Annotated in this window: 20 protein-coding genes; 9 read left to right on the plus strand and 11 right to left on the minus strand. The window is 68.3% G+C overall.

Going from position 1 to position 24,615, the window contains the following annotated elements:
- Positions 1 to 58 precede the first annotated feature (58 nt).
- From OV287_RS39320 to OV287_RS39335, 4 genes are all read right to left on the minus strand, one after another.
- The gene (locus OV287_RS39320; protein WP_267539175.1) at positions 59 to 3,007 is read right to left on the minus strand and encodes a DEAD/DEAH box helicase; all 2,949 of its coding nucleotides are present in this window, start codon (positions 3,005 to 3,007) and stop codon (positions 59 to 61) included.
- Between the two features lie 130 nt (positions 3,008 to 3,137).
- Positions 3,138 to 3,500, minus strand: coding sequence for a response regulator (locus tag OV287_RS39325; protein WP_267539176.1), 363 nt, complete (start codon positions 3,498 to 3,500; stop codon positions 3,138 to 3,140).
- A 14-nt stretch (positions 3,501 to 3,514) separates the two neighbouring features.
- Positions 3,515 to 4,885 carry an oxygen-independent coproporphyrinogen III oxidase gene (gene hemN / locus OV287_RS39330; protein ID WP_267539177.1) on the minus strand — a complete coding sequence of 457 codons (1,371 nt, stop codon included), beginning with the start codon at positions 4,883 to 4,885 and terminating at the stop codon, positions 3,515 to 3,517.
- Between the two features lie 108 nt (positions 4,886 to 4,993).
- On the minus strand, positions 4,994 to 6,115 hold the full coding sequence (locus OV287_RS39335; protein WP_267539178.1) for a winged helix DNA-binding domain-containing protein: 1,122 nt from the start codon (positions 6,113 to 6,115) through the stop codon (positions 4,994 to 4,996).
- A gap of 226 nt (positions 6,116 to 6,341) precedes the next feature.
- Here OV287_RS39335 and OV287_RS39340 point away from each other — a divergent pair, with 226 nt between their 5' ends.
- The 3 genes from OV287_RS39340 (at position 6,342) to OV287_RS39350 (ending at position 9,234) form a co-directional block, all read left to right on the plus strand.
- Positions 6,342 to 7,511, plus strand: coding sequence for a serine/threonine protein kinase (locus OV287_RS39340; protein WP_267539179.1), 1,170 nt, complete (start codon positions 6,342 to 6,344; stop codon positions 7,509 to 7,511).
- A 294-nt stretch (positions 7,512 to 7,805) separates the two neighbouring features.
- Positions 7,806 to 8,006, plus strand: coding sequence for a hypothetical protein (locus OV287_RS39345; protein WP_267539180.1), 201 nt, complete (start codon positions 7,806 to 7,808; stop codon positions 8,004 to 8,006).
- Entirely contained in the window at positions 7,996 to 9,234 is a 1,239-nt protein-coding gene (locus OV287_RS39350) for a DUF4272 domain-containing protein (RefSeq protein ID WP_267539181.1), read from the plus strand. The genes OV287_RS39345 and OV287_RS39350 overlap by 11 nt, the downstream gene beginning before the upstream one ends.
- Before the next feature lie 120 nt (positions 9,235 to 9,354).
- Here the strand turns inward: OV287_RS39350 and OV287_RS39355 are convergent, their stop codons facing one another.
- Complete coding sequence (locus OV287_RS39355) at positions 9,355 to 12,576, minus strand: protein kinase domain-containing protein (protein ID WP_267539182.1); 3,222 nt, start codon at positions 12,574 to 12,576, stop codon at positions 9,355 to 9,357.
- A 378-nt stretch (positions 12,577 to 12,954) separates the two neighbouring features.
- On the opposite strand from OV287_RS39355, the gene OV287_RS39360 reads away from it, so the two are divergent.
- Positions 12,955 to 13,572: a TIGR02265 family protein gene (locus OV287_RS39360; RefSeq protein WP_267539183.1), complete on the plus strand. Its 618-nt coding sequence runs from the start codon at positions 12,955 to 12,957 to the stop codon at positions 13,570 to 13,572.
- Between the two features lie 58 nt (positions 13,573 to 13,630).
- Positions 13,631 to 14,731, plus strand: coding sequence for a sterol desaturase family protein (locus OV287_RS39365; protein WP_267539184.1), 1,101 nt, complete (start codon positions 13,631 to 13,633; stop codon positions 14,729 to 14,731).
- Between the two features lie 3 nt (positions 14,732 to 14,734).
- Here the strand turns inward: OV287_RS39365 and OV287_RS39370 are convergent, their stop codons facing one another.
- Genes OV287_RS39370 through OV287_RS39380 form a run of 3 tightly spaced genes read right to left on the minus strand, consistent with a single transcriptional unit; the run spans position 14,735 to position 16,856 of the window.
- Complete coding sequence (locus tag OV287_RS39370) at positions 14,735 to 15,136, minus strand: hypothetical protein (protein WP_267539185.1); 402 nt, start codon at positions 15,134 to 15,136, stop codon at positions 14,735 to 14,737.
- A 41-nt stretch (positions 15,137 to 15,177) separates the two neighbouring features.
- Positions 15,178 to 16,302, minus strand: a complete 1,125-nt coding sequence (locus OV287_RS39375) for a cytochrome-c peroxidase (protein ID WP_308809769.1) — start codon at positions 16,300 to 16,302, stop codon at positions 15,178 to 15,180.
- Between the two features lie 2 nt (positions 16,303 to 16,304).
- Positions 16,305 to 16,856 (minus strand): YfiM family protein, encoded by a 552-nt coding sequence (locus OV287_RS39380; RefSeq protein WP_267539186.1) that lies wholly within the window; start codon positions 16,854 to 16,856, stop codon positions 16,305 to 16,307.
- 92 nt (positions 16,857 to 16,948) lie between these two features.
- Here OV287_RS39380 and OV287_RS39385 point away from each other — a divergent pair, with 92 nt between their 5' ends.
- The 3 genes from OV287_RS39385 to OV287_RS39395 all read left to right on the plus strand — a co-directional run bounded on the left by OV287_RS39385 (position 16,949) and on the right by OV287_RS39395 (position 19,763).
- Positions 16,949 to 18,064, plus strand: coding sequence for an acyltransferase family protein (locus OV287_RS39385; RefSeq protein WP_267539187.1), 1,116 nt, complete (start codon positions 16,949 to 16,951; stop codon positions 18,062 to 18,064).
- A gap of 32 nt (positions 18,065 to 18,096) precedes the next feature.
- Positions 18,097 to 18,477, plus strand: a complete 381-nt coding sequence (locus OV287_RS39390; protein ID WP_267539188.1) for a TRL-like family protein — start codon at positions 18,097 to 18,099, stop codon at positions 18,475 to 18,477.
- Between the two features lie 203 nt (positions 18,478 to 18,680).
- Positions 18,681 to 19,763 (plus strand): cytochrome-c peroxidase, encoded by a 1,083-nt coding sequence (locus tag OV287_RS39395; protein ID WP_267539189.1) that lies wholly within the window; start codon positions 18,681 to 18,683, stop codon positions 19,761 to 19,763.
- A gap of 66 nt (positions 19,764 to 19,829) precedes the next feature.
- On the opposite strand, the gene OV287_RS39400 is transcribed toward OV287_RS39395, so the two are convergent.
- The 3 genes from OV287_RS39400 to OV287_RS39410 all read right to left on the minus strand — a co-directional run bounded on the left by OV287_RS39400 (position 19,830) and on the right by OV287_RS39410 (position 22,913).
- Positions 19,830 to 21,005 carry a tRNA-uridine aminocarboxypropyltransferase gene (locus OV287_RS39400; protein WP_267539190.1) on the minus strand — a complete coding sequence of 392 codons (1,176 nt, stop codon included), beginning with the start codon at positions 21,003 to 21,005 and terminating at the stop codon, positions 19,830 to 19,832.
- 115 nt (positions 21,006 to 21,120) lie between these two features.
- On the minus strand, positions 21,121 to 22,023 hold the full coding sequence (locus OV287_RS39405; protein WP_308809770.1) for a type VI immunity family protein: 903 nt from the start codon (positions 22,021 to 22,023) through the stop codon (positions 21,121 to 21,123).
- Between the two features lie 74 nt (positions 22,024 to 22,097).
- On the minus strand, positions 22,098 to 22,913 hold the full coding sequence (locus tag OV287_RS39410) for a hypothetical protein (protein WP_267539192.1): 816 nt from the start codon (positions 22,911 to 22,913) through the stop codon (positions 22,098 to 22,100).
- A gap of 24 nt (positions 22,914 to 22,937) precedes the next feature.
- On the opposite strand from OV287_RS39410, the gene OV287_RS39415 reads away from it, so the two are divergent.
- On the plus strand, positions 22,938 to 24,398 hold the full coding sequence (locus OV287_RS39415; protein ID WP_267539193.1) for a hypothetical protein: 1,461 nt from the start codon (positions 22,938 to 22,940) through the stop codon (positions 24,396 to 24,398).
- Positions 24,399 to 24,615: the final 217 nt, after the last annotated feature.

Below are 24,615 nucleotides of genomic sequence, written 5' to 3' on the forward strand. Positions count from 1 at the left end.
CGTGCACACCGGAGGAGACAGGTGTGCCCGGCCTTCCCGAGGCCGGTGTTCTGGAAGCTCAGGAGAAGAGCTCGAGCAGGTCCTCGCGGGTGATGGCCGTCGCGCCCGCCGCCTCGCTCAGGGCCGCCTCGAAGAGGGCGCGCTTCTTCTCCTGGAGTCCCAGAATCCGCTCCTCCACCGTCCCCTGGGACACCAGGCGGTACACCATCACCGGACGCTCCTGGCCGATGCGATGGGCGCGATCTGCCGCCTGCGCCTCTGCCGCCGGGTTCCACCACGGGTCCATCAGGAACACGTGGTCCGCCGCGGTGAGGTTCAGACCGGTACCACCGGCCTTGAGCGACATCAGCAGCACCGGCGCGCCCTCGGGTGTCTGGAAGCGCGAGGTGATCTCCCCGCGATTCGTCGTCGTTCCGTCCAGGCGGTCGAAGGCGATTCCGGACGACTTCAGGTGCGGCTCAATCAGGTCCAGCAGCGAGGTCCACTGCGAGAACACCAGCGCCTTGTGGCCCTCCGACACGGCGGTACCGAGGGCCTCCACGAGCGTCTGCACCTTCGACGACGTGTTGGCCTGCTGGCCCGGGACGAGCGCCGGGTGACAGGCAGCCTGACGCAGCCGAAGCAGGGCCTCCAGCGCCTTCAGCACGCTGCCGCCTTCGTTCAGCAGGGCGACCACCTCCGCGCGCGTGGCCGCCATCACCGCGTCGTAGACCGAGCGCTCCTTCTCATCCAGGGACACGTGCATCACGGACTCGGTGCGCGGCGGCAGCTCGGGCGCCACATCCCGCTTGAGCCTGCGCAGGATGAAGGGGCGAATGCGCTTGCGCAGCTGCTGCGCCGCCTCGGCGCTCCCATCGGCGATGGGCCGGGCCACCTTCTCCTCGAACTGCCTGCGGCCCCCGAGCAGACCCGGGTTGGTGAAGTGCATCAGGCTCCAGAGCTCCTCCAACCGGTTCTCCAGCGGCGTACCGCTCAACGCCAGCCGGAAGTGGGCCTGGAGCCCGAAGGCCGCGCGCGCCACCTGGCTTTCCGGATTCTTGATGGCCTGGGCCTCGTCCAACACGACTGAGTCCCAGGTGCGTCCCCCGAGCACGGCCGCGTCCAACCGAAGAATGGCGTACGTGGTGAGCGTCACATCGGCGGCCTCGTCCAGGGCTCGGCCGGGCCCGTGGTACACGCACACCTTGAGCGACGGGCGGAAGCGCGCGAGCTCCGCGGCCCAGTTCGGGAGCACGCTGGTGGGGCAGACGACGAGGGTGCGCGGGCCCAGCACGGAGATGGTCTGGAGCGTCTTTCCGAGACCCATGTCGTCGGCGAGGATTCCTCCGAGTCCCGCGCTCTTGAGGAAGCCGAGCCAGCTCACGCCCTGCTGCTGGTAGTGGCGCAACGTGGCCGTGAGGTCCTCCGGCAAGGTCGGCGGAGGGAGCTTCTCGAAGCCCTCGACCAGCGGCGCCAGCTTGTCCAGCCCCGGCGGAGGCGGCTGCTCGAGCGTTTCACACAGCGCGCTCAACTCCGGCAGGGCGTGGTTGGAGACCCGGCCATCCGCCTGCCGCGCGGCCAGGAGGTCCGCAACGCGCTGCCCATTCTTGTCCAACCAGGCCCGGGGCAGAGGCGCCCAGCCACCGCCCTCCAGGGGTACCAGCCCGAGCCCCTCGTTCCACGCCCGGATGACGGCCGCGGCGTCCACGGTGTGCGTCGTGCCCTTCTCCCCTTCCACCTGGAACTCGAGCGTGAAGCGCACATCGGGGATGCCGGGTCCGGTGACGGAGGACTGCACCTCGAGCTTCGGGCGAAGCTTGACGTTCGGGCTCACGATGCCCGCGGCGTCTCCGGAGAGGTCGCCTCGCCAGCGGCGGATCTTGTCCGCGAAGCGCACCATCTCCTGGCCCTGCACCGTCAGCCGCCGACCGGGCACCAGGTTCAGCTCATCGCGGAGCGAATGGAGGAGCCGCTGTTCCGCCGCCTCGTCGCGCAGCGGCACAGACCCGCGCAGGTACACCATTCGGCCGTTGTCGATCCGCACCGCCGGCGGCGCGCCATAGACGAGCGTAGGCAGGACGGACAGCCCCGACTCGAGCTGATTGAGCTCCAGCAGGATGCGCGGCTTCAGGTCGCGATCGATGGAGGGCAGACGCTTGCTGCGGACCTCGACCGGCATGCGGCGGCCCAGCTCCGGGAGCACCTTCGAGGTGAGCTCGCCGATCTGCTCCGGCGTGTACGTGCGAACGACCGGAAGGTTCTGGAGCCACGGCCCGGTCATCGAGGTCTCGCCCAGGCGCGCCAGCGCGTCCCCGAGCAACGCGACCCCGGGGCTCACGACATCGACGACGCGGGGATCCTTCGCCACCGTCACCACGATCTGCCCGCCCCGGTCCTCGACGAGAGCCCGGGGAAAGACGACCTCGTCCGAGACGGCGACTGGCCGCCCGTCGAGCAGGACGTTGCGCGCCTGTTGGAGCACCTGGAGCAACGCATCCAGCCGCTCGGGGGGAAGAGCACCCCGGGTGCGTTTCTCCAGGAGCCGATCCGAGAGGAGATCCGACTGCTCGACCTGGAGGGTGGCGGCCTTGGCCGGCCTGGCGACCAGGGAGGCGAGGCTGTCCTCGAGGGGCTCCTCCTTCCCATCCGGGTGCGCCAGCGTACGGTGGAGCTCCAGCCCTCCCGAGACACGGGTGAAGTGGTAGACGACGCGGGACCACTTCTTCGCGACCGTCTGCAGCGGGGTGTCCTGCTTCTCGGCCTGCTGAACGAAGATGGCCGCCGCCACCACGTGCTCGCACGGGTCCACCCGGCCGGGGCAGTCGCACTCCCAGACGGCGTCGGTCGGGTACAGGGTGACCGTGAGCGCCACCGGGCGCCCCGGCGCCTTGACCCTCAGCTCCAGCTCACTGGGAGTCTGGGACTGGAGCGAGACGGCACCAGAGCGGGAGAGGTTCACCCCGGTGGTCCAGATACCGGGGCGGGCTTCCTTTCGAACGGCTTCGAGCAGTTGAGCGGTCGCGGACATGGGAGATGGGACTCCCTACGCCTGGGGGAAGCGCCGCGCAACGCCGATGTGCCCGCCTGGGAAACAAGAGGACGTCTGGGAGAAGACCCTCACCCCAGCCCGCTCCCAAAGGGAGAGGAAGCATCTCCAGTTAGCGGTCGTGGATGCACATCCGCAGCTCGGAGATGAGCGTCTCGTAGCTCAGCGGCTTGCCGAGCACGCTGCGTACGCCCATCGACCGGGCAGCATTGGACGCCAGCGAGTTCACCAGCCCCGTCACCACCAGCACCGGCGCGTCCGGCCGGAGCTCGCGGGCCACGCGCACCACCTCCAGCCCATGGCCCCCGGGCAGCTCCACATCCGTGATGACCGCGTCGAAGGGCTCTCTCCGCAGCCGCTGAATGGCCTCGTCCGTCCCGCACAGGCCCACCGCGGAATAGCCGTCCATCGACAACAGGGAGCACAGCGCGCCCGTCGCAACAGGCTCGCCATCCACGACCAGAATGCGCATCATGGCCGTCTCCATGCTCACACCGTCCGGGAGAAGCGGGAGCGCTCGGACCTGCGCAGGTAGGCGTCGAACACCATCGCCACGTTGCGCACGAACAGCCGCCCCAGGGGAGTGACCTCGAGCTGGCTGCCCTCTCGCCGCACCAGCCCATCGTCTTCCAGCGGTTGCAGCCGCTCCAACTCCGACGCGAAGTCGCGCGTACCGTCCTCGCCCAGGTCCACGAAGAAGTTGCACATGAGCTGGGTGATGATGGCGCGGCGGCGCCGGTCATCCTCGGTGAGCTGAATGCCGCGCTCGGTGGCGAAGCGGCCCTCGCGCACGCGCTCGTAGTAGTACGGCAGGGCACGGACGTTTTGCGCGTAGGCCCCGCCCACGTCACTGATACCGGTGGAGCCGAGCGCCACCACGTCCTGCGCCGCCTTCACCGTGTAGCCCTGAAAGTTGCGCCCCAGCGCTCGCCGCTGCTGGGCGAGGGCCAGCTCGTCCTCGGGGACGGCGAAGTGGTCCATGCCAATGGGCAGGTAGCCCGCGTCCACGAAGGCGGCCCAGGCAGCACGAAACAGCCCCTGCTTGGTGCGCGCGTCCGGCAGAGCCTCGGCCGGCATGCGCTTCTGGTGCTTGAGCACATCCGGGATGAAGGCGAAGGAGTACACGGCGAGCCGGTCCGGCCGCAGCTCCAATATCTGGCGCAGCGTGCGCTCCCAGCTCTCTGGGTTCTGGTACGGCAGCCCGTAGATGAGATCGAAGTTCACCCCGGAGAAGCCCAGGCCCCGAGCGTGCTCCAGCAGGGCCCGCGTCTGCTCGAAAGGCTGGTGACGATTGGTCACCTCCTGCACCTTTGGATCAAAATCCTGCAGCCCCATGGAGACGCGGTTGAAGCCGAGCTCCCGCAGCAGGGAGAGCTGCTCCGGCGTGGTGGTGGCCGGGTGCACCTCGATGGCCACCTCCGCGTCCGGCAGCGGCGAGAGACGCCGGGTGATACCGCTCCACAGGCGCTCCAACTGCCTCTCATTCAGGAAGGTGGGCGTGCCACCACCCCAGTGCACCTGCGACAGCGTGCGCCTGCGGCCCAGCCGGGCCACCACCTGGTCCAGCTCCTGAAGAACATGGTCGAGGTAGACATCCGCCGCGCGCCGGTCCTGGGAGATGACGACGTTGCACCCGCAGTACCAGCAGAGGCTGCGGCAGAACGGCAGGTGCACGTACAGCGAGAGGGGCTCCTCTGCCCCCACCCCCGCCGCCGCGTCGAGCCGCTCGGCGTAGTGCTCCGTACCGAAGTCCTGCTTCCATTCGGGGACAGTGGGGTAGCTCGTGTACCGAGGTCCGGCGACGTCGTAGCGCCGCATCAGCTCTTCGGAGGGAGTGGGAATGTGCGGGGTGGCGACCATCGTAGCCCCTGCCATTCCAAGCACCGTGCCAGCGTCGCGCCCTCGGAACCCCCCGTTCCGGCGGTACTTCCGGGTGCAAGGGCTGCGTCCAGGCGCAAGGGTTGCGCGTCAGACGCCCGGAGCACTGAACCGGACGTCGTGGGACTCAGCATCAGGGGAAACGCAGGCGAGCAACCGGGCACCCTCCTCGGCCAGGGCGGTGCGGTCCTTCGCGGCCAGCCGTCCGAAAGGCTCGATGCGCACGGTGGAGGAGTCCTCCTCGCGCTCTAGCGTCCAGGTTCCCCGGACGAAACCATCGACGAGCACGGTGGCGCGGATGATGCCGTTCTTCGTGAAGACCGCAGCGCGGTGCTCGTCGGCGATGATGCGGGTGCGGTCGGCATGGGAGAGCAGCACATTGTCGTACTCGGGCAACAGGCGCACGGGAGCCGGAGTGTCAGGGTCGGGCAGCGGAGCCTCGGCAACGTCGAGCAGTTCCTGACCGTGCTCGTCCTGGAAGGTGCGCAAACGCGGCCGGAGCCGCTCGATGACCTCACGCACCGCGGTCAACCCGGACCAGACCGCCACGTCCTTGACGGTGGCCGGACCAAACGCAGCCAGGTAGCGCAACACCATCTCGTCTGGAGAAGTGGCGGTCTCGAGCGGACGGTCGAGCCAGTCCTCCGGCATGGTGAGCGCTGCGGGCTTGTGCGAGTCCCAGGTGCCGGCAGGTGGAACGTGGATGAGTGGAGCCAGGTTGCGAATGGCATTCGCGAGCGTCTTGGCATCACGGCCAGGCCACTGCTCACACAACAGCTTGCCAAGCTCGTTGGAGGTGCGCGGGCGAGCGGAGAGCAGTGCCCGGCCGGAGGCCGCGAGCGCCTGGATGTCGAGCCCCGAGAGAAGCCGTCCATACGAGCCATGAATCTGCCGTTCGAGGACCGGCTGTAACACGGGGCGCAATCTCAAGAAGTCACGGGCGGTAACGAGGTGCAGCGTCCCGCGCATCAGTACGGAGCGCACCACCTTCCGGCCGTTGATCAACCGGGTCAGCTGGCCGAGCTCGAAGCCCTCCAAGCGCGTCCACAGGCCGATGTAGGGCGGGTTGGGAGCCTGGGCCTGCAGGCCGACCAGTTGCTCGAGCGCGTTGGGAATGGACGACTTCCGGCGGCGCAGCAGCAACTGCCGCTCCAGCATGGCACGATTGAGAGCGCGAACACCGAGGACGCTGGAGGAGGCTCGTCTGGGCATACCGGCTCTCTTTTATCGGGAGCAAGTGCCCATGCCCAGCCGAGCCCCAAGCAGGCGAGCTGGCGCCGTCCCTTCAGGCCCGCCCCCCTGTATGCGCGAGGAGTGCCCGGGTCAGCTCCGCGAGCAGGGGTCGGGAAGTGAAGAAGCCGCACGGAGTGCATGTCCCTCGCGGCCCGTGCAGGACCGAACCCATCATGTAGACTCCGCGACCCAGAGGGTCCTGCACATGGGCGACGACAAGAGCCTGCTCGAGCCCGGGGGGCTCCTGGACAACCGTTACGAGGTGGTGCGCAAGCTCGCCGAGGGCGGTATGGCCAGCATCTACCTGGTGCGCCACCTGGGGCTGCACAGCCTGCATGCGCTCAAGGTGCCAGATCCCCGCATCTTCCACAGCGCCGACGCACGCCACCGCTTCACCACCGAGGGCCGAATCCAGGCGCTCCTGCGCCATCCTCACATCGCCCAGGTGACGGACATCGTCATCAGCCCGGTGCCGGGCCTGGTGATGGAGTACGTGGAAGGCGGCACGCTGGAGGACCTGCTCAGCCAGAGCCCGGGAGGAAGACTCGACCTGCCCACCCTCCGGCAGATCTTCCTGCCGGTGCTGGACGCGATGCAGGAGGCGCATGGCCATCGGGTGGTGCACCGGGACCTGACGCCCAGCAACATCCTGCTGGCGCAGGGCCACCAGGGACGGGTGCATCCCAAGGTGACGGACTTCGGCATCGCCAAGGTGACGCAAGAAGATCCAGACCAGAAGTACCGCACCCGGACCGGAGTGCTCCTGGGGACACGGCCCTACATGAGCCCGGAGCAGATTGGCGGTGCGTCCGAGGTGGATGCGCGCACGGACATCTTCGCCCTGGGTGCCATCCTCTATGAGGCGGCCACTGGACGGGTGGCCTTCGACGCAGGCACTGACTTCGAGATGATGAAGCGCATCACCGAGGGCAACTTCACCCCGCCCGAGCAGGTGGTGCCCGAGTTGCCCGAGGGCCTCTGTCAGTGCATCCGCAAGGCCATGGCGGTGGACCCGGCCGGGAGATTCCAGGACTGCGCGGCCTTTCGAGCGGCCCTGGAGCAGGCGCTGGAGGAGCGGTTGCCAAAGCCAGCCCCGGAAGTGCCGGTGGCGCCCGTCCCCGCCCCCCTCCCCGCTCCGGCCCCGGTGCCAGCACCTCGCAGCCGGGGGCTCGTGGCGGGGCTCCTCCTGATGGGCGGCCTGGCCGTGCTGCTGCTCGCGGGTCTCGCTTCCACCCTCTCGAACCTCCATCAACTGCGAGAGGACAACGAGAGCCTCCAGGCCGACTACCAGGCGGAGAAGCAGGACAACCAGCGCCTCAGCCAGGACCTGGACACCGCGAGGAGCAAGGCCAGGAGGTCCGAAGCGGAGGCGTAGGATCTCCTCGCGAGAAATCAAGGAACCCTGCAACAGCTCCAGGAGAACGAGCAGCTCAAGAACGAGCTCCAGAAGTTCCAGCAGCAGGCCCTGAAGTTCCTGGAGAGGACCCTGCTGGACACGGCCGTCCACAACAACTTGCAAGCCGCTCGAGTCGTCAGGACGTGCAACAAGACAGGCACCCGGTTTTTGTACCAATACCTGGACGATGAGAGGAATTGGTCGGAGCCGCTGCTCCTCGAGCCTGGAGGCTGTAGCTCGTATTGGGTGAGGGGCTACCACGCCCAGGTGCCAATGAGGTTCAGCTCGCTGAAGGACGACCTCCTGGTGGAGGACAAGGCCCTGGCGGGGATGGTCGTCGGGCGGATGCCCGATATCGATGCGGACTGGAGGCCCTGGGAGAACCAGCTCGTTTCCAGCCAGGACAACGGCATCCAGTTGAAGCCTGTCTATTCCGAGAGCGGACTGTTAGGAGGGTCCTCGCATGTCGAATGAGGTCAAGGCAATGCCCGGCAACGCCGCCATCTACTCTCCGAAGTCCCAGCTCCCCTCCATCGACGCACTTCGCACGGCCGCCCCGGGCGCGAAGGTGACCGCGGCCTCTGAGAAGGAGCGCTCTCGCGGTGCCCCGCCGTTCATCATCACGTGGCCGGACCTGATGGTCACCGTCAACCAGATGCCCGCGGAGCAGCTCGTGCGGCACCTGCAAGGCTTCCAGGGCTACCTCCAGTCCCGCTGCGAGCTGGTCGACCCGGAGCTCCTCCAACGCGTCGGTGGGATGAAGCAGTGCCTCGGGCTGGTCGTCGAGCCGGACTTCGACGAAGAGGGTCGAGGCGAGGCGCTCGTCCTGGCGCTCACGGAGCTGGTGGAGGGTGTCTTCTTCGCAGGTGGCGCCGTGTACGCCGCGGATGGCAGTTGCCTGGCCGCGCCTCCGGAAGAGTTCGACGAAGACGAGGACGAGGACGAGGAGGAGTACGAGGAAGAGTACGAAGCTCAGTATGGAGACACGCCACCGGAAGGCGCCAGGCGGGAGGGGCCGCCCACGGCCATGCGTGTGGCCCAGCGGACGCTGGTGTTCGGAGCGTTGACCGCGCGGGCCCAGCTCGAGGATTACCCGGGGGAGGATCGCGAGCAGCGGCGGCAGTGGCTGATGCGCCGGGTGGAGGACCTCGGGCTGTGGCCGGAGCTCGAGAGGGACGAGCGGCGCATCCTGGAGGCTCCCGCCGGGACGCTGTCACGGCGGCAGACCATTGATTCGTCCTGGCGGAGCGAAGGGCTGGCGGTGCTGGCCTGGGCGCTCGGGGTGTCCGAGCTGCCCGCACATGACCACACGATGGACTCAGCGGAGCTCATCACGAAGAAGCTTGGGCTCATGGGTGATCAACCTTCGCCGGTGCTCGCGGCCCCCAAGCTGCGCACACCTGAGGAGCTGAGGCGGATGGAGCGCCGGTTGCTCGCCCTTCACTGGCGGCTGCGCGACTTCTCGCTGAGGCCGCAGGCCATGGACTTCATCGAGTTCTCACGAACCGCCTGGATGGGGCCCTTCGAGCTCGAGGGCATCCAGCTGGCCGGAAACGACCTGGCCATCGGAGGAAAGCCCATCGCCCAGGCGGACCCGCAGCGGGTGCGCGAGAGTCAGAGCATCGCCATGGAGCGGCACCACGCCATCAACTGGCTGATGGGGCAGACCTGGGTCTACTCGCTCGTGGATACCTCGACATAGCCCCCCCCCACACACGGTCCCCCCGTCCCCTGTTCCTCCGGACAGGAAGTCCCCGCAGCCCAGGCTCCACACGGCGAGCAGCGCCAGGAGCACTCCCGATGACTTCCTCATCCCCCCATTTCATTCTCCCCCGAGCAAGGCGACGGCTCTCTGGAACAGGCCTCGATAGCCCAGCCGGTTCGACTCCTGCCGGACCGACTGCAATTCCTTGCGCACGGTTGCGGCCTTCGCATCGGGGTTGAGTTCCACTCGCAGGAGTCGGGCTTCGAGCGCTACCCGCTTCATGCCATGGCGAGCCGCCCGCGACGCGAGTGTCTGGAGCTGCCGCGCCGCCTCTTCCCGCTCCGAGGGCCCGCCCTCCCGCTGCGTCAGGGATGCACCAGTGAGCTGCACCTCCGCCGCAATGAAGACATCCTCGCTGCCACCCACGAGGGCCCGGGCGCGCTCCAGGGCCTCGCGCGCTGCCTCGAACTTCCCGAGGGCCATCAGCGCCCGTGCCTTCACCGTGTGGGAGAGGCATTCCCCGTCCAGGCTCTTTAGCCCCGAATAGGCCGCCAGTGCGGATTCCACCACCGTGAGCGCCTCCTGGGGCCGCCCCTCCACCAGGGACAGAGACGCCAGGGCCAGCTCAGTCTCGGCCGCGAAGGCGCCCAGGCCCCGTGCCCGCCGCAGCGCCAGCGCGCGCTCCAGCTGCTGACGAGACTGCGCCAGCGCTCCCAGGTCCATCAACAGACAGCCCAGCTCGTAGCGGCCCCAGGCCTCGGCGTAGCTATCCTCGAAGAGCACCTGGGCCGCATGACTCCCCTCCTCGAGCAGACGCTTGCCCTCGTCCAGCCCTCCCATGAGCCGCCGCACCATGCCCTTCTGAATGGTGCTGGTGTTCATGTCCGAGAGCCGCCCCCGCTGCCGGAAGAGCTCCACGGCCCTGGTGGCACGCCGCAATCCCTCGGAGAGCTGGCCCAGACGGCAGCTCAACCCACTGGCGCACAGCAGGGCCTCCGCCTCGAGCGAGGCCCCCTTGATCTCCCGGGCCGCCTCGATGGCGGAGACGAACACGCGCTCGGCCTCGAGCAGCCGGCCCATGTCGATGAGCGCCATGGCGTGCACGAGCATCGAGCGCGCCGCGCCTCCCCGGTCCCCTCCTGCGAGGAACAGCCGCTCCGACTCCTCCAGCAGCTCGACGGCACGCAGGGGCTCCCCCAGGTTGCGCGCCGCATAGGCCTCCATGATGAGCGCGGAGGCGGCGATCTGTCCCTGGCCGGCCTGGTGGGAGCGGGACACAGCCGCCTCGGCATGCTTCCGGGAAGAGATGAAATCGGCCATCGCACTCGTGGCCACGGCCTCGGCCAGCTCTATCCGCGCGTCCTCTCCCAGGGGAGGCGGGAGCCGGCGCAATGCCTCCAGGGTGGACTGGGCCTCCCGGTTCTGCCCCGCGGACACCTGCGCGAACACCAGCGCCGTGCCGTACTCCACGTTGTCCGGGAAGAACTCGAAGAGCGTCCGGTAGGCTTCGATGGCTTTCGGCCACTCGGCCTGGGCCTCGTGATGGCGGGCCGAGACCAGGAGGCGCTCCTCGCGCGAGAGGCTCGAGGACAGCTCGAAGGCTCGACGCGCGGCCTCCTTCGCCGCCTCCTCCTGGTAGAGGTACTGGAGGGCCGCGGCCAACGCCGAGTGGGCGAGGGCGAAGGTCGGCTCCCGCTGCACCACGCGCTCGAAGCGCTCCACGGCGGTGGCCGCGTCATGGCCACGCAACGCTGCAAGCCCCTCGGCGTAGAACCGTGCCACCTCGGGCTCCGCGGGCATCGCGCTTCGCACCCCGTGCGCCTGCTCGGTGGTCAGCGGTGCCAGTCCCATGCGCTTGCGCAACGTGGCGCCCACGCGCGAGACGAGCTCCAGCAACTCCCGCTCCGCGCCCACCTCCGTCAGGTGGGCCAGCGTCTCGCCCGTGGTGGCTTCCTGCAGGCGCAGGTCCAGCCGCAGCCGCGCGTCCTCCTCGCGCCCCTGCACGAGGTAGGCCCCGGTGAGCACCAGATCCACGCCGGAGTGCGCGCGGATGCGGTGAAGCGTGGCCGCCGCGAAGCCGTCCTCCTCCGGGAGAAGAAGATCCCGGCGCATCTGCACCACCCCTTCCCCGGGGAGCAGGCGGAGTTTTTCCCCCATCGCCAGCTCCGCGGAGAGCAGCTCCGCCAAGGCAGTGGAGAGCCAGGCAGCCTCGGCCTTGGCCACCAGGTTACGCGGGGCGATCACCGCCACCACCTGCCGAGCCAACTGCTGTGACCCCGAGGTGGACGCCACTGGGGGCGGCTTCGGAGGGGTGCGCTTCCTGGCGGGAATCGGCACCACGAGGGCCGGGGTGGGCTCTCCACTCCGCAGCGCGGCAACAACTTCGGACGCGGTGGCGAAACGAGCCCCCGGCTGACGCTCCAGGCAACGCAGGAGCACGTCCTCCCAGGCGGGAGTCAGCTCCGGCGCGAACTCGCGCGGAGAAGGAGCCGGCTGGCGCAGCCGCAGCAGGGAGGTGGCCGTCGGCGTGTCCGCCACGAAGGGCCGCTGTCCTGTCACCATCTCGAACAGCACCAGCCCGAAGGAGTAGATGTCCGTGGCGGGCGATAGTGGCAGGCCCTCCACCTGCTCCGGAGACATGTACGAGGGGCTGCCGACGACGTGGCCCTCGCGAGAGGTAGAGCCGTCTCCCTCGAAGAGCGAGCCACGAGCCAGACCGAAATCGGTCACCACCGCCCGCAGACCGCCCGCCGCCGGTGGAGCGGGCACCAGCATCACATTGCCGGGCTTGAAGTCGCGGTGGATGATCTGCGCGGCATGCGCGGCATCGAGCGCGCCCGCCATCTGCTCGGCCAGCCGCAACACCTGCTCCGGCGGCATCCTCCCGTGGCGGACGAGCTGCTCATGGAGCGTCCGACCCGCGAGCAGCTCCATGGTGAGGAAGACGATCCGATAGGGAGTGCCTCCCTTCTCCGGAATGACGTCATGCTCTCCGATATCGAAGACCCGGCACACGTTGGGATGCGTCACCCGACGCGCCAGCCGCAGCTCGCGCTTGAAGCGCAGGAGCGCCTCTGGCGTAGCGGCCAACTCCGGGCGAATCGTCTTGAGCGCCACGGGCTCGTGCAGCGAGAGGTCCTCCGCCGCGTACACCTCGCCCATGCCTCCCCGGGAGAGGAAGCGCTCCACCCGGTAGCGCCCGGCAACCTCCGTTCCCTCCGCGAACGTCTGCCGTGGAGAGGGAACGTGGACCGGGCCTGACATGGTGGGCTCCGCCGCCGCACCGCCACGCATCAGGGTGGTTGTGCTCTGCAACGCCTTGGGCGGCTTCCGATCCATCGCTCGGTAATTCTCCCGTCACAACGGCCGGGCGCGCACACTAGCATGTGATGCCAGGCGCCGTGACGGTCACCCCCCTCGGTGGTTCCGACATCCGAGGTCGACAGCACGTGGCCGACCTCGCGCTGTGTGAGTCATTGCCGCCCCCCACCACCCACACCTTGCCGTCCGGTCAGCAAAATCACCGCGAGCCTGGACGCTCCGGGCCTGAGCAACCCCACCGGTGTGAAGACTTCACACGGGACGTGTGAGCCGATTCACAGCCTCACGCGGTGCGGCACTTTATAAGTGGAGAAGTGATGGACACGGTTGGAGACCGGGCACACACCGGAAAAGCCGCGTGTGCGCCGCTGTCATCCAGACCTCAGGGAGGATCAGATGGAGAGCGTGGAATCTTCGTGGAACCAGCCGACGTTCGACTGGATGCACGACTGCGGAATGCGGATGGCCCAATGCACCCCGCAGGACACGGCTCGCGGGATGTTCCTGAAGGGCATGCTGGAGTCGATTCGCACGCTGGCCGGAGAGGACGTGGCGAAGCGCTGCCTCGAGACCAGCGGGCATGAGCGGCTCGTGGACTTCTTCAGCTACCCCGCCACCCTGCAGCTGCAGTTCCTCCTGGTGGCGATGCCGGCGCTGATCGCCCGGTGCGGCAGCTACGAGCAGGCCCTGCGGCAGCTCGGCCGCAACTCGGTCATGGACTTCCTGGGGACCACGGCGGGCAAGATGCTGATGTCGCTGGCGCGGAAGGATCCGAAGCGCCTGGTGGACAGCCTTCCCTCCGCCCACAAGGTGTCCGTGAACTTCGGGACGCAGGTGGTCGAGTGGATGGGGCCGAAGCACGGCCGCGTCATCCTCAAGCGCGAGCTCATGCCGCACGCGTACCACGCGGGTGTGGTGGAGATGCTGCTCGAGCTCGGGGGCGCGTCCCTGGTGGGGGTGAGGAGCTGGCAGTCGGGGCGGCTCGACAGCGAGATCGCCTTCACCTGGGAGTAAGCCTGGCGGAAGCGCTCCCGGGCGAGTCGTGCAAGACTTGCCCGGTGGAGTGCACGCCATGAGTCTCATCACGCTGTCCATCCCCCTCTTCTTCCTGTTGATGGGCGTCGAGTGGTTGTGCGGACGCCTCCAGGGCCGGCGCGTGTTCCGGGGACCGGATGTCTTCGCGAACCTCTCGCTGGGGGCGGCGCAGACAGTCTTCACCACGGTGGCCGTGGGCCTGCTGGCCGGTGCCTACCTGGCCGTCTACCAGTACCGGCTGCTCGACATCTCTCCGTCCTCGGCGCTGGCATGGACGGTCCTGATGCTCGGCGTCGACTTCGCCTACTACTGGTTCCACCGCACCTCGCACCGCATGAACCTGGTCTGGGCGACACATGCGCCGCACCACCAGAGCGAGGACTACAACCTGGCCGTGGCCCTGCGGCAGGGACCCATCCAGCCCCTCGTCTCGCGCGTCTTCTACCTACCGCTCGCGTGGATCGGCTTTCCCCCGATCATGTTCGCCACCGCGGCGGCGCTCAACACGCTCTACCAGTTCTGGGTGCACACCGAGCTGATCGGTAAGCTCGGGCCGCTCGAGTGGGTGCTCGTCACGCCCTCCCACCACCGGGTGCACCATGCCTGCAATGGCCGCTACCTGGACAAGAACCATGGCGGCATCCTCATCCTCTGGGACCGGCTGTTCGGCACCTTCGAGCCCGAGGAGGAGCGCATCACCTACGGTACGGTGAAGCCGATCCGCACGTTCAACCCGCTGGCGGCCGCCCTGGCTCCCTTCGGCGAGCTCGTAGCCCTCACCCGGAAGACCCCCCGCGCCTTGGACAAGCTCAAGGTGTGGCTCATGCCACCCGAGTGGACCCCGCCGGGAGTCTCCGCAGTGGCCGCGGAGGTCGCACCTGGCCGGCCCAGGTTCGAGGTGAGCACCTCCCCGCGGGTAGCGCTCTACGTGGCCGTGGTGGGCGTACTGACGTTGGCCCTCACGGTGCTGTTCCTCGTCCGGAGCCCCTCGCTGCCCCTGTCCATGCGGCTCGTGTTCGCGGGGTGGTTCCTCGCGTCGCTGGGAGGGTTGGGCGGAGTGCTGGAAGGCAAGCGCTGGGGGCCCATGGTCGAGGCGGTGCGGCTCGCGTCGGCACCGCTCGTGTTGGCCGCGCTGTAGCGCTCACAGCTTCGTGGTGCCGAACAGGCTCCGGTCGAGCACCATGACGATCCCGATGAAGACGAGGATCAGCGCCCCCGCCACCGCGGCGAGCGGCAGCGCGTAGTTGGGGTTGGGACGGCGGCGGTTCACCACCAGCAGCACGTGGGCCACGCCCGCCGCCAGCAGCATCGTCACCATATGGGTCCAGATGCGCCCATCGAGCACGGGCCACGCGAAGGCCAGTCCGATCCCCAGGAGGATCTGCGTGTCGAGGAGACCGACGAAGCTGGAGCCGAGGATGCGCACGGACTTGTCCACGGGCCGCTTCGTGGCGAGCCCGTAGGCGAAGTACGCAACGGCAACCAGCCCCATCAGGAGCACGAGGTAGCGCAGCCCGGAGTGGGCGAAGAAGAGCATTCTCATGGCCGCGCTTCCTAGCGCCCCCTGGGCCAGGAGGCGAGCCTTTACGTCGGGTCCGGCTTCGGGGTGGTGCGCGTGCTCGGCGGGAGCGTGGGAGGCGCGAGCACCTCGGGCCCGGGCAGCGCACCCGTGAGGCTCTTGAGGAAGGCCACGATGTCGTCCACCTCGGCGTCCGCGAAGGCCATGCCGAGCTGGTGCTTGGCCATGAGGCGCACCGCCTGAGGCAACTCCTTGACGGAGCCGTCGTGGAACCAGGGCCCCGTCTTCTCCACGTTGCGCAGCGTAGGCACGCGGAACTTGTGGAGGTCCTCCTCGTTCTTCGTCACCTCGAAGCGGCCCTTGTCCTCGGTGGGGTACTCCTCGATGAGGCCCAGCTTCTGGAAGGAGGTGCCACCCACCGCCGGCCCGTTGTGGCACGTGGTGCAGCCCGACGCAGCGAAGAGCTCCAGCCCGCGCCGCTCCTGCTCCGTCAGAGCGCTCTCGTCACCTGCGAGGAACTTGTCGAAGCGCGAGGTGGTGATGAGCTTGCGCTCGAAGGCCGCGATGGCGCGTGCGGCATTGGCCACGCTGACGGGCTTCTTCTCCCTGGGGAAGGACGCCTTGAAGGACTTCACGTACTGCGGGATGGAGTTGAGCGTGGCCAGCACCTGCTTCTCGCCCGGCATGGCCATCTCCACCGGGTTCATCATCGGGCCCGAGGCCTGCTCCTCGAGCGTCGCGGCACGTCCATCCCAGAACTGTGCGATGTGGCCCGCGGCGTGGAAGACGGTGGGCGCGTTGCGGGTGCCCTTCTGGCCCTTGTGCCCCTCGGAGGTGGGCTTGCCATCCACGCCGAAGGTGGCCAGGTCATGGCAGCTGTTGCAGGAGATGTCGTGGTTCTTCGACAGACGGTTCTCGAAGAAGAGCATGCGCCCCAGGGCGATCTGCGCCGCGGTGTCCTCCGGCGTCGCGGCCTTCACGGCGGCGGACGGGCGGAAGAAGGAGACAAGCTTCTCGTGGCTCATCCTCGGCTTCGGCGGCTCCTCGGGAGCCGGCGCGGGGGCCGGAGCAGCCGCGGCGGCTGGCGGGGGCGCTGCGGGAGGAGACTCCTTGCTCTCCTTACTGCACGAGGAAGAGAAGGCGCCCAGGGACACCAGTCCGACGCCGAGCAAGAGCCGATTCCGCATCATCACTACCAACCTCCCGAGAGGAGCAGCACCACCGAGGCGTTCCTACCATCACCCAGCCCCGCTTGGGGATGACCCCCCTCCCTCAGCGACAAGGCCAGGGTGGGGCGCATCCCGCCTGGGGGCCCTGCTCTGCCTCCCTGATAAGCAGACACCCGGGCAGGCGCATGACCCTTCAGGTCGGAGCCGTCCCGCTGGAAGAAGAGCCGGTCGACGGCCCAGGACAGGGTGAGCCCGGTGGCTGTCCCCAGCACGTCCCACGCCAGGTCCTTGAAGGAGAAGAAGCTCCCGCGCCCGGCGTCGTAGACCTCCTTGGCCAACCCCGCGCCAAGTGCCACCCCCGCCCCGGAGAGCCACCGCGCCTCGGGGGCGTCGAAGAGCAGCGCCCCACCGGCATAGCCCGCACCGGCCAGGCCCGCGCTGACGCTGAAGTGCAGAGCCTTGTCCTGCCCGAACCAGTCGTCCCGAGAGGGAATCTCGACCTCCTCGCCCCGGGCGGAGAGGGGCGCGAGCAACGACAGACACAATACGAACAAGAGGTTTTCACGGAGGGTCATGGCGCGCCATGACACCACCCCCCAGGGCCCGAGTCAGCGCCCGGAATCCGTTTTCGAGACTCGGGGCCCACTTGCACGTATGCTTGGGATCCGTGACCCGTCCCGGTACCTCGCTCTTCGATCTGCGCACGCCCTCCTCGCGTCACCCCGGTCTCGACGGGGCACGAGGATTGGCCGTGGTGGCGATGGTGCTGGGGCACACGCTGGACGCGCTGCTCTCACCGGAGCTGCGCGCCAATGCGTGGGTGCAGCACTACTGGGAGCTGCGCGGCATCACCGCCCCCCTCTTCCTGCTGGTGGCCGGCTTCGCGGTCGTGGCCGCGCTCGGCACCTCGAAGGAGAGCGCGGGCCAGTCCTTCGTCCGCCGGGCGCGGCGTGCGCTGCTGCTGCTCTTCCTCGGCTACCTGGTGCACTGGCCGGGCTGGGACACCGCCCATGCGCTCGGCTGGGGCGAGCCGCTGCGCTCGCTCGTCTTCGCCTTCGACGCGCTGCAGAGCATCGCCGTCAGCCTGCTGGTGGGCGCGGCGGTGCTGGTGCTGGCGCGTGGCACCTGGACGCGGGCCGTGGCGCTCGCCGTGCTCGCCGTGGGCATCCCCCTGGCGAGCACCTGGATGTGGAGTGCCGCTACCGGCTGGCCCGTGGAGCTGCGACAGGCGGTGGGCATGCCGGGCGCGCGCTTCCCCCTCTTCCCCTGGGCGGGCTTCTTCTTCGCCGGGGCGCTCGCGGCCCATCTGATGCGGCTGCTGCGACCCGGCTGGCCTCAGGGTCTGGCCCAGGTGGCACTCGGCGCGGGACTGCTCGTGCTCACGCAGCGGCTGCCCTCGGATTGGAGCCCCACCAGCGCGTGGCTCGTGGCCTTCCGCGTGGGCCAGGGCTTCCTCGTGCTGGGCGCCATCAACCTGGTGCCCCAGGTGCTCTCCAGGCTGCTGGCCCCCATGGGCCGCTCGTCCCTGTGGATCTACGTCCTGCACCTCCCGGTGGTGTACGGCTGGGCCGGGACACTGGGCCTCGCCGGACGTCTGGGCCCCACGCTGGGGCTGCTGCCCGCGCTGGGCGTGGGCCTCGGACTGCTGGCGGTGTGCTTCGCCATCGCCCGCCTGTGGCTGCTGGTGCGGGGGAGCCGCCGTCCTTCCCCCGATTCCACGACGTGGCGCGCGCGCCCCGTCCCCATCTCCGGCACCGCTGCCCGCTCCGGCCAGCGCATCTAGAGGGCATTTACATCCACTCGGAGCACGGGTAGATGCCTTGCCGCTTCACTCCCAGGCAGTTCAAGCGAGGAAACATGCACCTGCTGCGCAAGCTGTCCGTCGTTGCCACCCTCTCCATCGCCGCCACCGGCCTGTCGGGCTGCGCGGGTATCGCCTTCCCCGGCGCCATCGGCTTTTCCAGCCTGTACGCGAATACCAACGGCAACAACTTCATCAATGAGCAGACCAAGCTGGGCTCGAAGTCCAGCGAGGGCTGTGTGACGTCCATCCTCGGCCTCATCACCACCGGTGACGCGGGCGTGCACGAGACGGCGCGCAAGGCCAACATCAGCCGCGTCAGCCACATCGACTACCGGTTCGAGAACATCCTCGGCATCTACGCCAAGTACTGCGCCATCGTTTACGGCGAGTAGAGCCCTCCGGTGCCGCGTCCCCGCCCCCGAGGCCGAGGGACGCGGCTTCCCGCCCGGCCGAGGGCTCTGCCCCGGGGCGCCATGCCGCAGTGCGTTTCCCCCCAGCCCCCGAGGCTGCTAATTTCCCTTGGCTTCCGGCCTTCCCCCCCTACCGAGACCCGAAAGGGTCTCTGGCCGTGGAGCTCAGTGAAAGAGCAGACTCCATGAAACTCAACACCCTCGTTCGACCCCTCGTCCTGGTCGCCGCGACCGCGGGAGCCGCTGCCTTCGCGCAGACAGCCGCTCCGGCCGCTCCGGCCGCCCCCGCTGCTCCGGCCACCCAGAAGGCAGTCATCGATCGCGCGCTGCTCTCCGTCTTCAAGGCGCTGCCGGCTCGCTTCGAGGATCCGAAGAATCCCATCACCCCGGAGAAGGTGGAGCTGGGGCGGATGCTCTACTTCGAGAACCGCCTCTCGAAGAACCACGACGTCTCCTGCAACAGCTGCCACGACCTGAACAAGTACGGCGTGGACAACAAGCCCTTCTCGCCGGGCCACAAGAAGCAGCTGGGCGGCCGCAACTCGCCCACCGTGTACAACGCCGGTGGCCACATCCTGCAGTTCTGGGATGGCCGCGCGCCCAACCTGGAGGAGCAGGCCAAGGGCCCCATCCTCAACCCCGTCGAGATGGCGATGCCCAACGAGGCGCGCGTCATCGAGACGCTCAAGTCCATCCCCGGCTACGTCACGGCCTTCCAGAAGGCCTTCCCGGGCGAGGCGGACGCGGTGACGTACAACAACCTGGGCCTGGCCATTGGCGCCTTCGAGCGCCAGCTCGTCACCCCCTCGCGCTTCGACAAGTACCTGGGCGGTGAGGAGACCGCGCTCAACGACGCGGAGAAGATGGGCCTGAAGAAGTTCCTCGAGCAGGGCTGCCAGACCTGCCACAACGGCGCCGCCATCGGCGGCTCGCTGCAGAAGCTGGGCCTGGTGCTGCCGTACCAGTCCAAGGATCAGGGCCGCTTCGATCTCACGAAGAACGAGGCGGACCGGATGATCTTCCGCGTCCCCACCCTGCGCAACGTGACGAAGACGGCGCCGTACTTCCACGATGGCTCGGTGAAGGACCTGCAGACGGCCGTGAAGCTGATGGCCCAGCACCAGTTCGGCAAGCAGATCAGCGACGAGGACACGAAGCACATCGTGACCTTCCTCGGCGCGCTCACGGGCGACCTGCCCAAGAGCTACATCGCCAAGCCGAAGCTGCCGGCCAGCGGCCCGACGACGCCGAAGCCGGATCCGACGTGATGTGAAGCACCGGCTCCCGTGCACCCGGAGGTGACACGGGGGCCCGCCCGTCCGGCGGCGTGAGGGCTACGACGCCATCCGCTGCCTGGACGGAGGCGCGGTGGCTCGGCCCCGCTCGTCGAGGGCACGCACCACCGCCTCCAGGGCCACGATGCGCCGGCCGGCTCGCCCCCCGGCCCACTGCTCGGGAGGACGCGAGCCCAGCAGCTCCGCCCCCTGCTCCACCCCGCCCGTCTTGTGCTTGAGCGCCCTCGCACACGCGAGCCGCACGTTCACCGCATCGGGCACCGGGAAGCCGTCGCGCCGCAGCAAATCCAACGCGAACGTCGTCCACACCGCGAGCTTGTCGTCCGGGCGCAGGAAGGCCTGGAAGCGCGCGAGGCCCGACTCCAGCGGCTCGCCCGCCAATAGCGCCTCCTCCGGCAGCTCCACGTGCAGGGACGTGCTACGCGCCAGCGGCTGGCGCGGGGCAAGCACGGCCTCGAAGCGCTCGCCCGTTGCCGGGCGCGTCGCCACCAAGTGCACCAGCTCGGAGGGAAGAGCCTGCTCCGCGGGGTGGGCGTTGGCCTCCGCGTAGAGCAGCACGAGGTGCTCGAAGTTCTCGGCGATGGTGCGCAGCTCCAGCGGCGGCTGCCACGTGGACTTGTAGATGCGCCGACGCGGAGGCTCCGTCCGGCCCTCCTGACAGTCCAGCTGCGTGTCCACCATGAACTCGAAGGGCTGTAACAGGGTGTCGAAGCGCTCCTGGTCTCCCTCGAGCGCCCCTAGCACCTCCACCACCGCCTCGATGGTGGAGACACAGTGCTCAGCCGGCTCGGCGCGGATGCGGTAGTTGCTCGGACGGCGCGGGACGAAGCCGATGCGCGGCAGGGCGGCCAGCAGCGGGTTCGTCTTCACCACCTTGCGCGCGAGCGGCCAGGTACCATCCACGACGATGAGCGTCTCGGGAGGGTTCAGCCTCGCCTCATCCAAGGGGATGGCCTCCTCGCCCGGGAAGAGGACAGCCACGCGCTCGGGATGGGCGGCGAGCGCCTCGAGCCGGGCATGGCCGGAGAAGTCCACGCCCACGTAGAGCTCGGAGTTGGGAAGCGACAGGTGCGCCATGCGGGCCGTGCCGATGGCGACCCGCCGCTCACGGGGGTGCTGCAGGAAGACGACCCGCGTGCGCGAGTCCACCTGGGGCACACGCGCGCAGTAGCACGTGGATTGGGGACGCAGGCAGCGGAGACAAAGGGAGCGCACCTCGCCGCTTTAACGGCACCTTGGGGGGGCCGGCAAGCTCCGGCGGTGGGAAGGTGGGTGGGGGAGGTCTGGCGAGCCCGGCCGCCTGTAGGGGAAACGGGGGCAGCGGGGCTCGTCAGTCCAGGAAGCGGCGCTCCCAGCGGAGTATCTCCTCGGTGGTCGGGTAGAGGTCATCCATGTCACTGCGATACAGATGAGGCTCAAGGAGCCGGGCGAGTGCGCGGTGCAGGGGGAGTGTCTGGCCCGCTTCCACGTCTCCGGCCTCCGGTTGATCTCCCAGCGTGATGAGCACCCGCTCTCCACTCATCTCCTGGAGGGTGATTCCCGGGAGTGCCAGGTGTGCGCGCAGACCGGGCACTCCGCCCAGCTTCCCGAGCACGGGCTCCCCGAGGAAGTTCATCCAGTGCACTCCCTCCACACAGGTGTTCATATGAAGTCTCGCCCTGTCCAAGGCGAGGTGTACCCCCGGGTAGCGCGGCCGGATGAGATTGAGAGCCTCGCCCAGACGAAAGCCGTCCGAGCAGAGGGCGAAATCCACATACCCCGAGTTGAAGGGGAGCTCCGCGGCCAGCTCGAGGGCCAGGGCATGGACCCGATCCGCGCCCCGTTCCACCAGGAACGCCGTGGGGAGTCGCACATACAGGACGCTCACGGCGTTCTCCTGCTTTGGCCAGGGGGAGGGGAAGGCATGCAACCCCCTGTAGTGCACGCGGAGATCATCCACTTCCATGGATTCGCCATCCAGTATCAGAAATGCCGACCTGTCTGGTAACGGCTTCAATGTTCGCATGCGGAGCCTTTCCCATTCGGAGTCGTCGAGGGGGTCAGCCTGGCCCTCACCCGCATCGTGCCAAGCGAGTTGGCGGGGGTGTATCCAGTCACGAAGGATCTGTAGAGCCCGCAGGACGGCGGGAGCGATTCGCTCGTTGGGGTGCTGCATGTAGAAGGTCATGAGCAGAGCATCGCTCGCGACCAACCGGCCGCCCTTGGTGTGGTGCCGCAATCTCGGGTATCGCATGGAACTTCGCCTAATCAATCTGTTCCACTCCCCACCGTGGGGAGACAAGTTGAGGGGTTACATGGAGAATATCTTCATAGACACCACCCTGTGATTGATCGGGCCAGAGACCGTCCTGTGTACGTTGTCCAACGCGCCGGCTTGGTCTCCGGGCACGGGAACTTGAGATCGTACACGCGGACGATGATGCCCTTCTCGTCCAGGATGATGATGTCCGGCTCGATGGTGCCAGCCAGTCCCTTCCAGCCCTGCTCCGTTACGATCTGGCTCACCCAGTCCTCCTCCATGAACTCCCATGTCCCTTTCTCTCTACTGAACTGGAAGCGAGGACGGAGCCGGTAGCGCTCCGAAGGAATCAACTTGTTCAGCGCCTCGCGCAGGCACGGCCAGGCCTGCTCGTGCTTGAAGAGCCCCAGGTACGCCGCCCATGTCGTCTGTTCGCCCACCTTGACCTGTTTGCAGAGCTCCGCGCTCGGGCTCCGGCCCTTGAAATGGTAGTCGCTGACCTCCTGGTTCGCCCTGCGGGCGCACTGCGCGATGGCCTTCTCGATCTCCGAGCGCAGATCCGCGGCCAGCTCCACGCCCCGGCGCTCGGCCGAGCCGATCTGGGGTGTCATCACCGCAACAGCCACCGCCGTGCCGGCGGCCACCACCTGCGCCGCCAGGGACGGGGCGCGCTTCGCTGCCTCCGCCATCTCGGAGGAGCCGGTGCAGCGCTCCCACTGGCCGGGGAGCTGCTTGAGACAGCATTCCGGCGTCAGGTCTCGTGGACCGCACCTCCCCGCCACTTCGTCGGGCTCCGACTCCGCCAGACATCCCGCCTGGAGCACGGCCAGAAGCAGCAGGAGCCACAGGGGCCTGCTCTTGATGGTCTGGAGCATGGTGCTCACGCTAGCATCGGGAGCCGGGACACCATGAGCACATCGACCGAGGACGAATTGGCCACCCCTGGTGGCGAGCAGCCGCCGGAGGAGGCCGGAGGACGGACGCATCGTTGGCCTCGCCGCCGGGTGTTGGGCTGGTCCCTGCTGGGTCTGGCATCCGCCGCGGCGGGAGGTGGAGGGGCCGCCTTCAAGTGGCTCGGAGAACGCGAGAGGCGCGTCACGGACGAGGAAGTGGGGAGCATCGACGGATATGAGGCCGAAGCGGGGCTGGCCAAGGGGGGGCCGCCCGAGGGAAGGATGGGCGATGAAGCCTTCGCCGTGCTGATAACCCAGCAGGCCACCATCCCCTGCTTCGCGGGCAGCCAGAGAGCGAGTCTCCGGCTGTCCAAGGCCCTCGAGCTCGCTCCCTCCTACGCACCGGCCCGGGTGTTGAACGCGTGCTGGGACCTGCAGACAGATCGGCCGGACCTGGTACCGAAGGTTCTCTCACACCCCTCGGTCCGGGACACTCCCGAGGCACGCTTGCTGCTGGAGCTCACCGAGCGCCGGCCCCGAGCTCCCAGCTGGAGCCAGGCCTTCTTCGACTCCTGGCGGGCGCTCGGACAGCCCGATTTCAGCAAGAGCACCCTGCTCCCCGAGCCGCTGGAGTGGAATCACGTCATCTCCGACGGGTTCACCCGGTCCCCAAGCGACGAGACCTGGCGCTTCCCGCTGATGGTGTTGTACCCGGAGTTGGCGGAGAAGGAGCAACAGTGGTTGCTCGAGCAGGTTCGCGCCAGTCAGTCCGTGCCACTCCTCATGGCCCTGCGTGAGCAACTCCATTCCCTCGAAGAACAAGCGCCGTTGCGCTCGTTCCTGCTGTCCTCGGTGGAGGAGCGGCTCGGACAGCTCGCCGGGCCGTCCCCACGCACCCTCCAGCTCGCTCTGGTCCCCTTCCTGGCCGGCAGTCCGCCCGCGGCTCCCTTCGAGCGGCGGGAGTTGGAGGCGCTCGAGAAGATCAGTGCGCTGCGCGAGTGGAAGCAGCCCTCGAGCGAGCAGTTCTTCCTGGAGATGAGAGGTCTCATCGACATGATGTACGTGCCCGGCCACCATGCATGGGCGATGGCCTCCATGGCCCAGGCCACCTCACACGGCACCCGGCTGCTGCAACGCACCAGGGCCAGCAAGGCGCACCTGTCCGAGAACGAGCTGCGGTGGCTGGGACGGTTGCTGTACGAGGTGGGCGCGCGCCTGCGCGAGCAGCCATCCCGTCTGGAGTTGGACATGGGGCTGCGGCTCCAGATGTCCGGCTCCGAGCTGATGCAGCACGTCCCCACCCGCGAGGAGTGCATCTCCGCCTGGGGTCAACTGGGCAACTGGGAGGACGCCGTGAAGAAGGCAGCCTATGACCGCTGGCCCCTCGCCCCCCTGCGCGAGGAGTCCTGCGTGCACCGCGCTCGCAACGAGCTCGCGTGGATGCAATCCTTCTCCGGCAAGGGCGAGCTGCCCTGAATCCCGATGAGCTCGAGGGCCTCACCCCAATGCAAGCAGTTGCCTCGAATGCGCGCGGCCCATCCCCGAAGGGAAGTGCGACTGAAGGACAAGAAGGGCGTTCAAAAACACAGACGAAGAGCAAAACCAGACGCCCCCACCCTCACTTGTCATCATGACAAGTGAGGATTGACAAATATGTAGGATAAAACAAACTTCACTTGTCATCATGACAAGT

The sequence above is a fragment of the Archangium lansingense genome (assembly GCF_026626635.1).
In the GTDB taxonomy this organism is placed as follows: Bacteria; Myxococcota; Myxococcia; order Myxococcales; family Myxococcaceae; genus Archangium; species Archangium lansingense.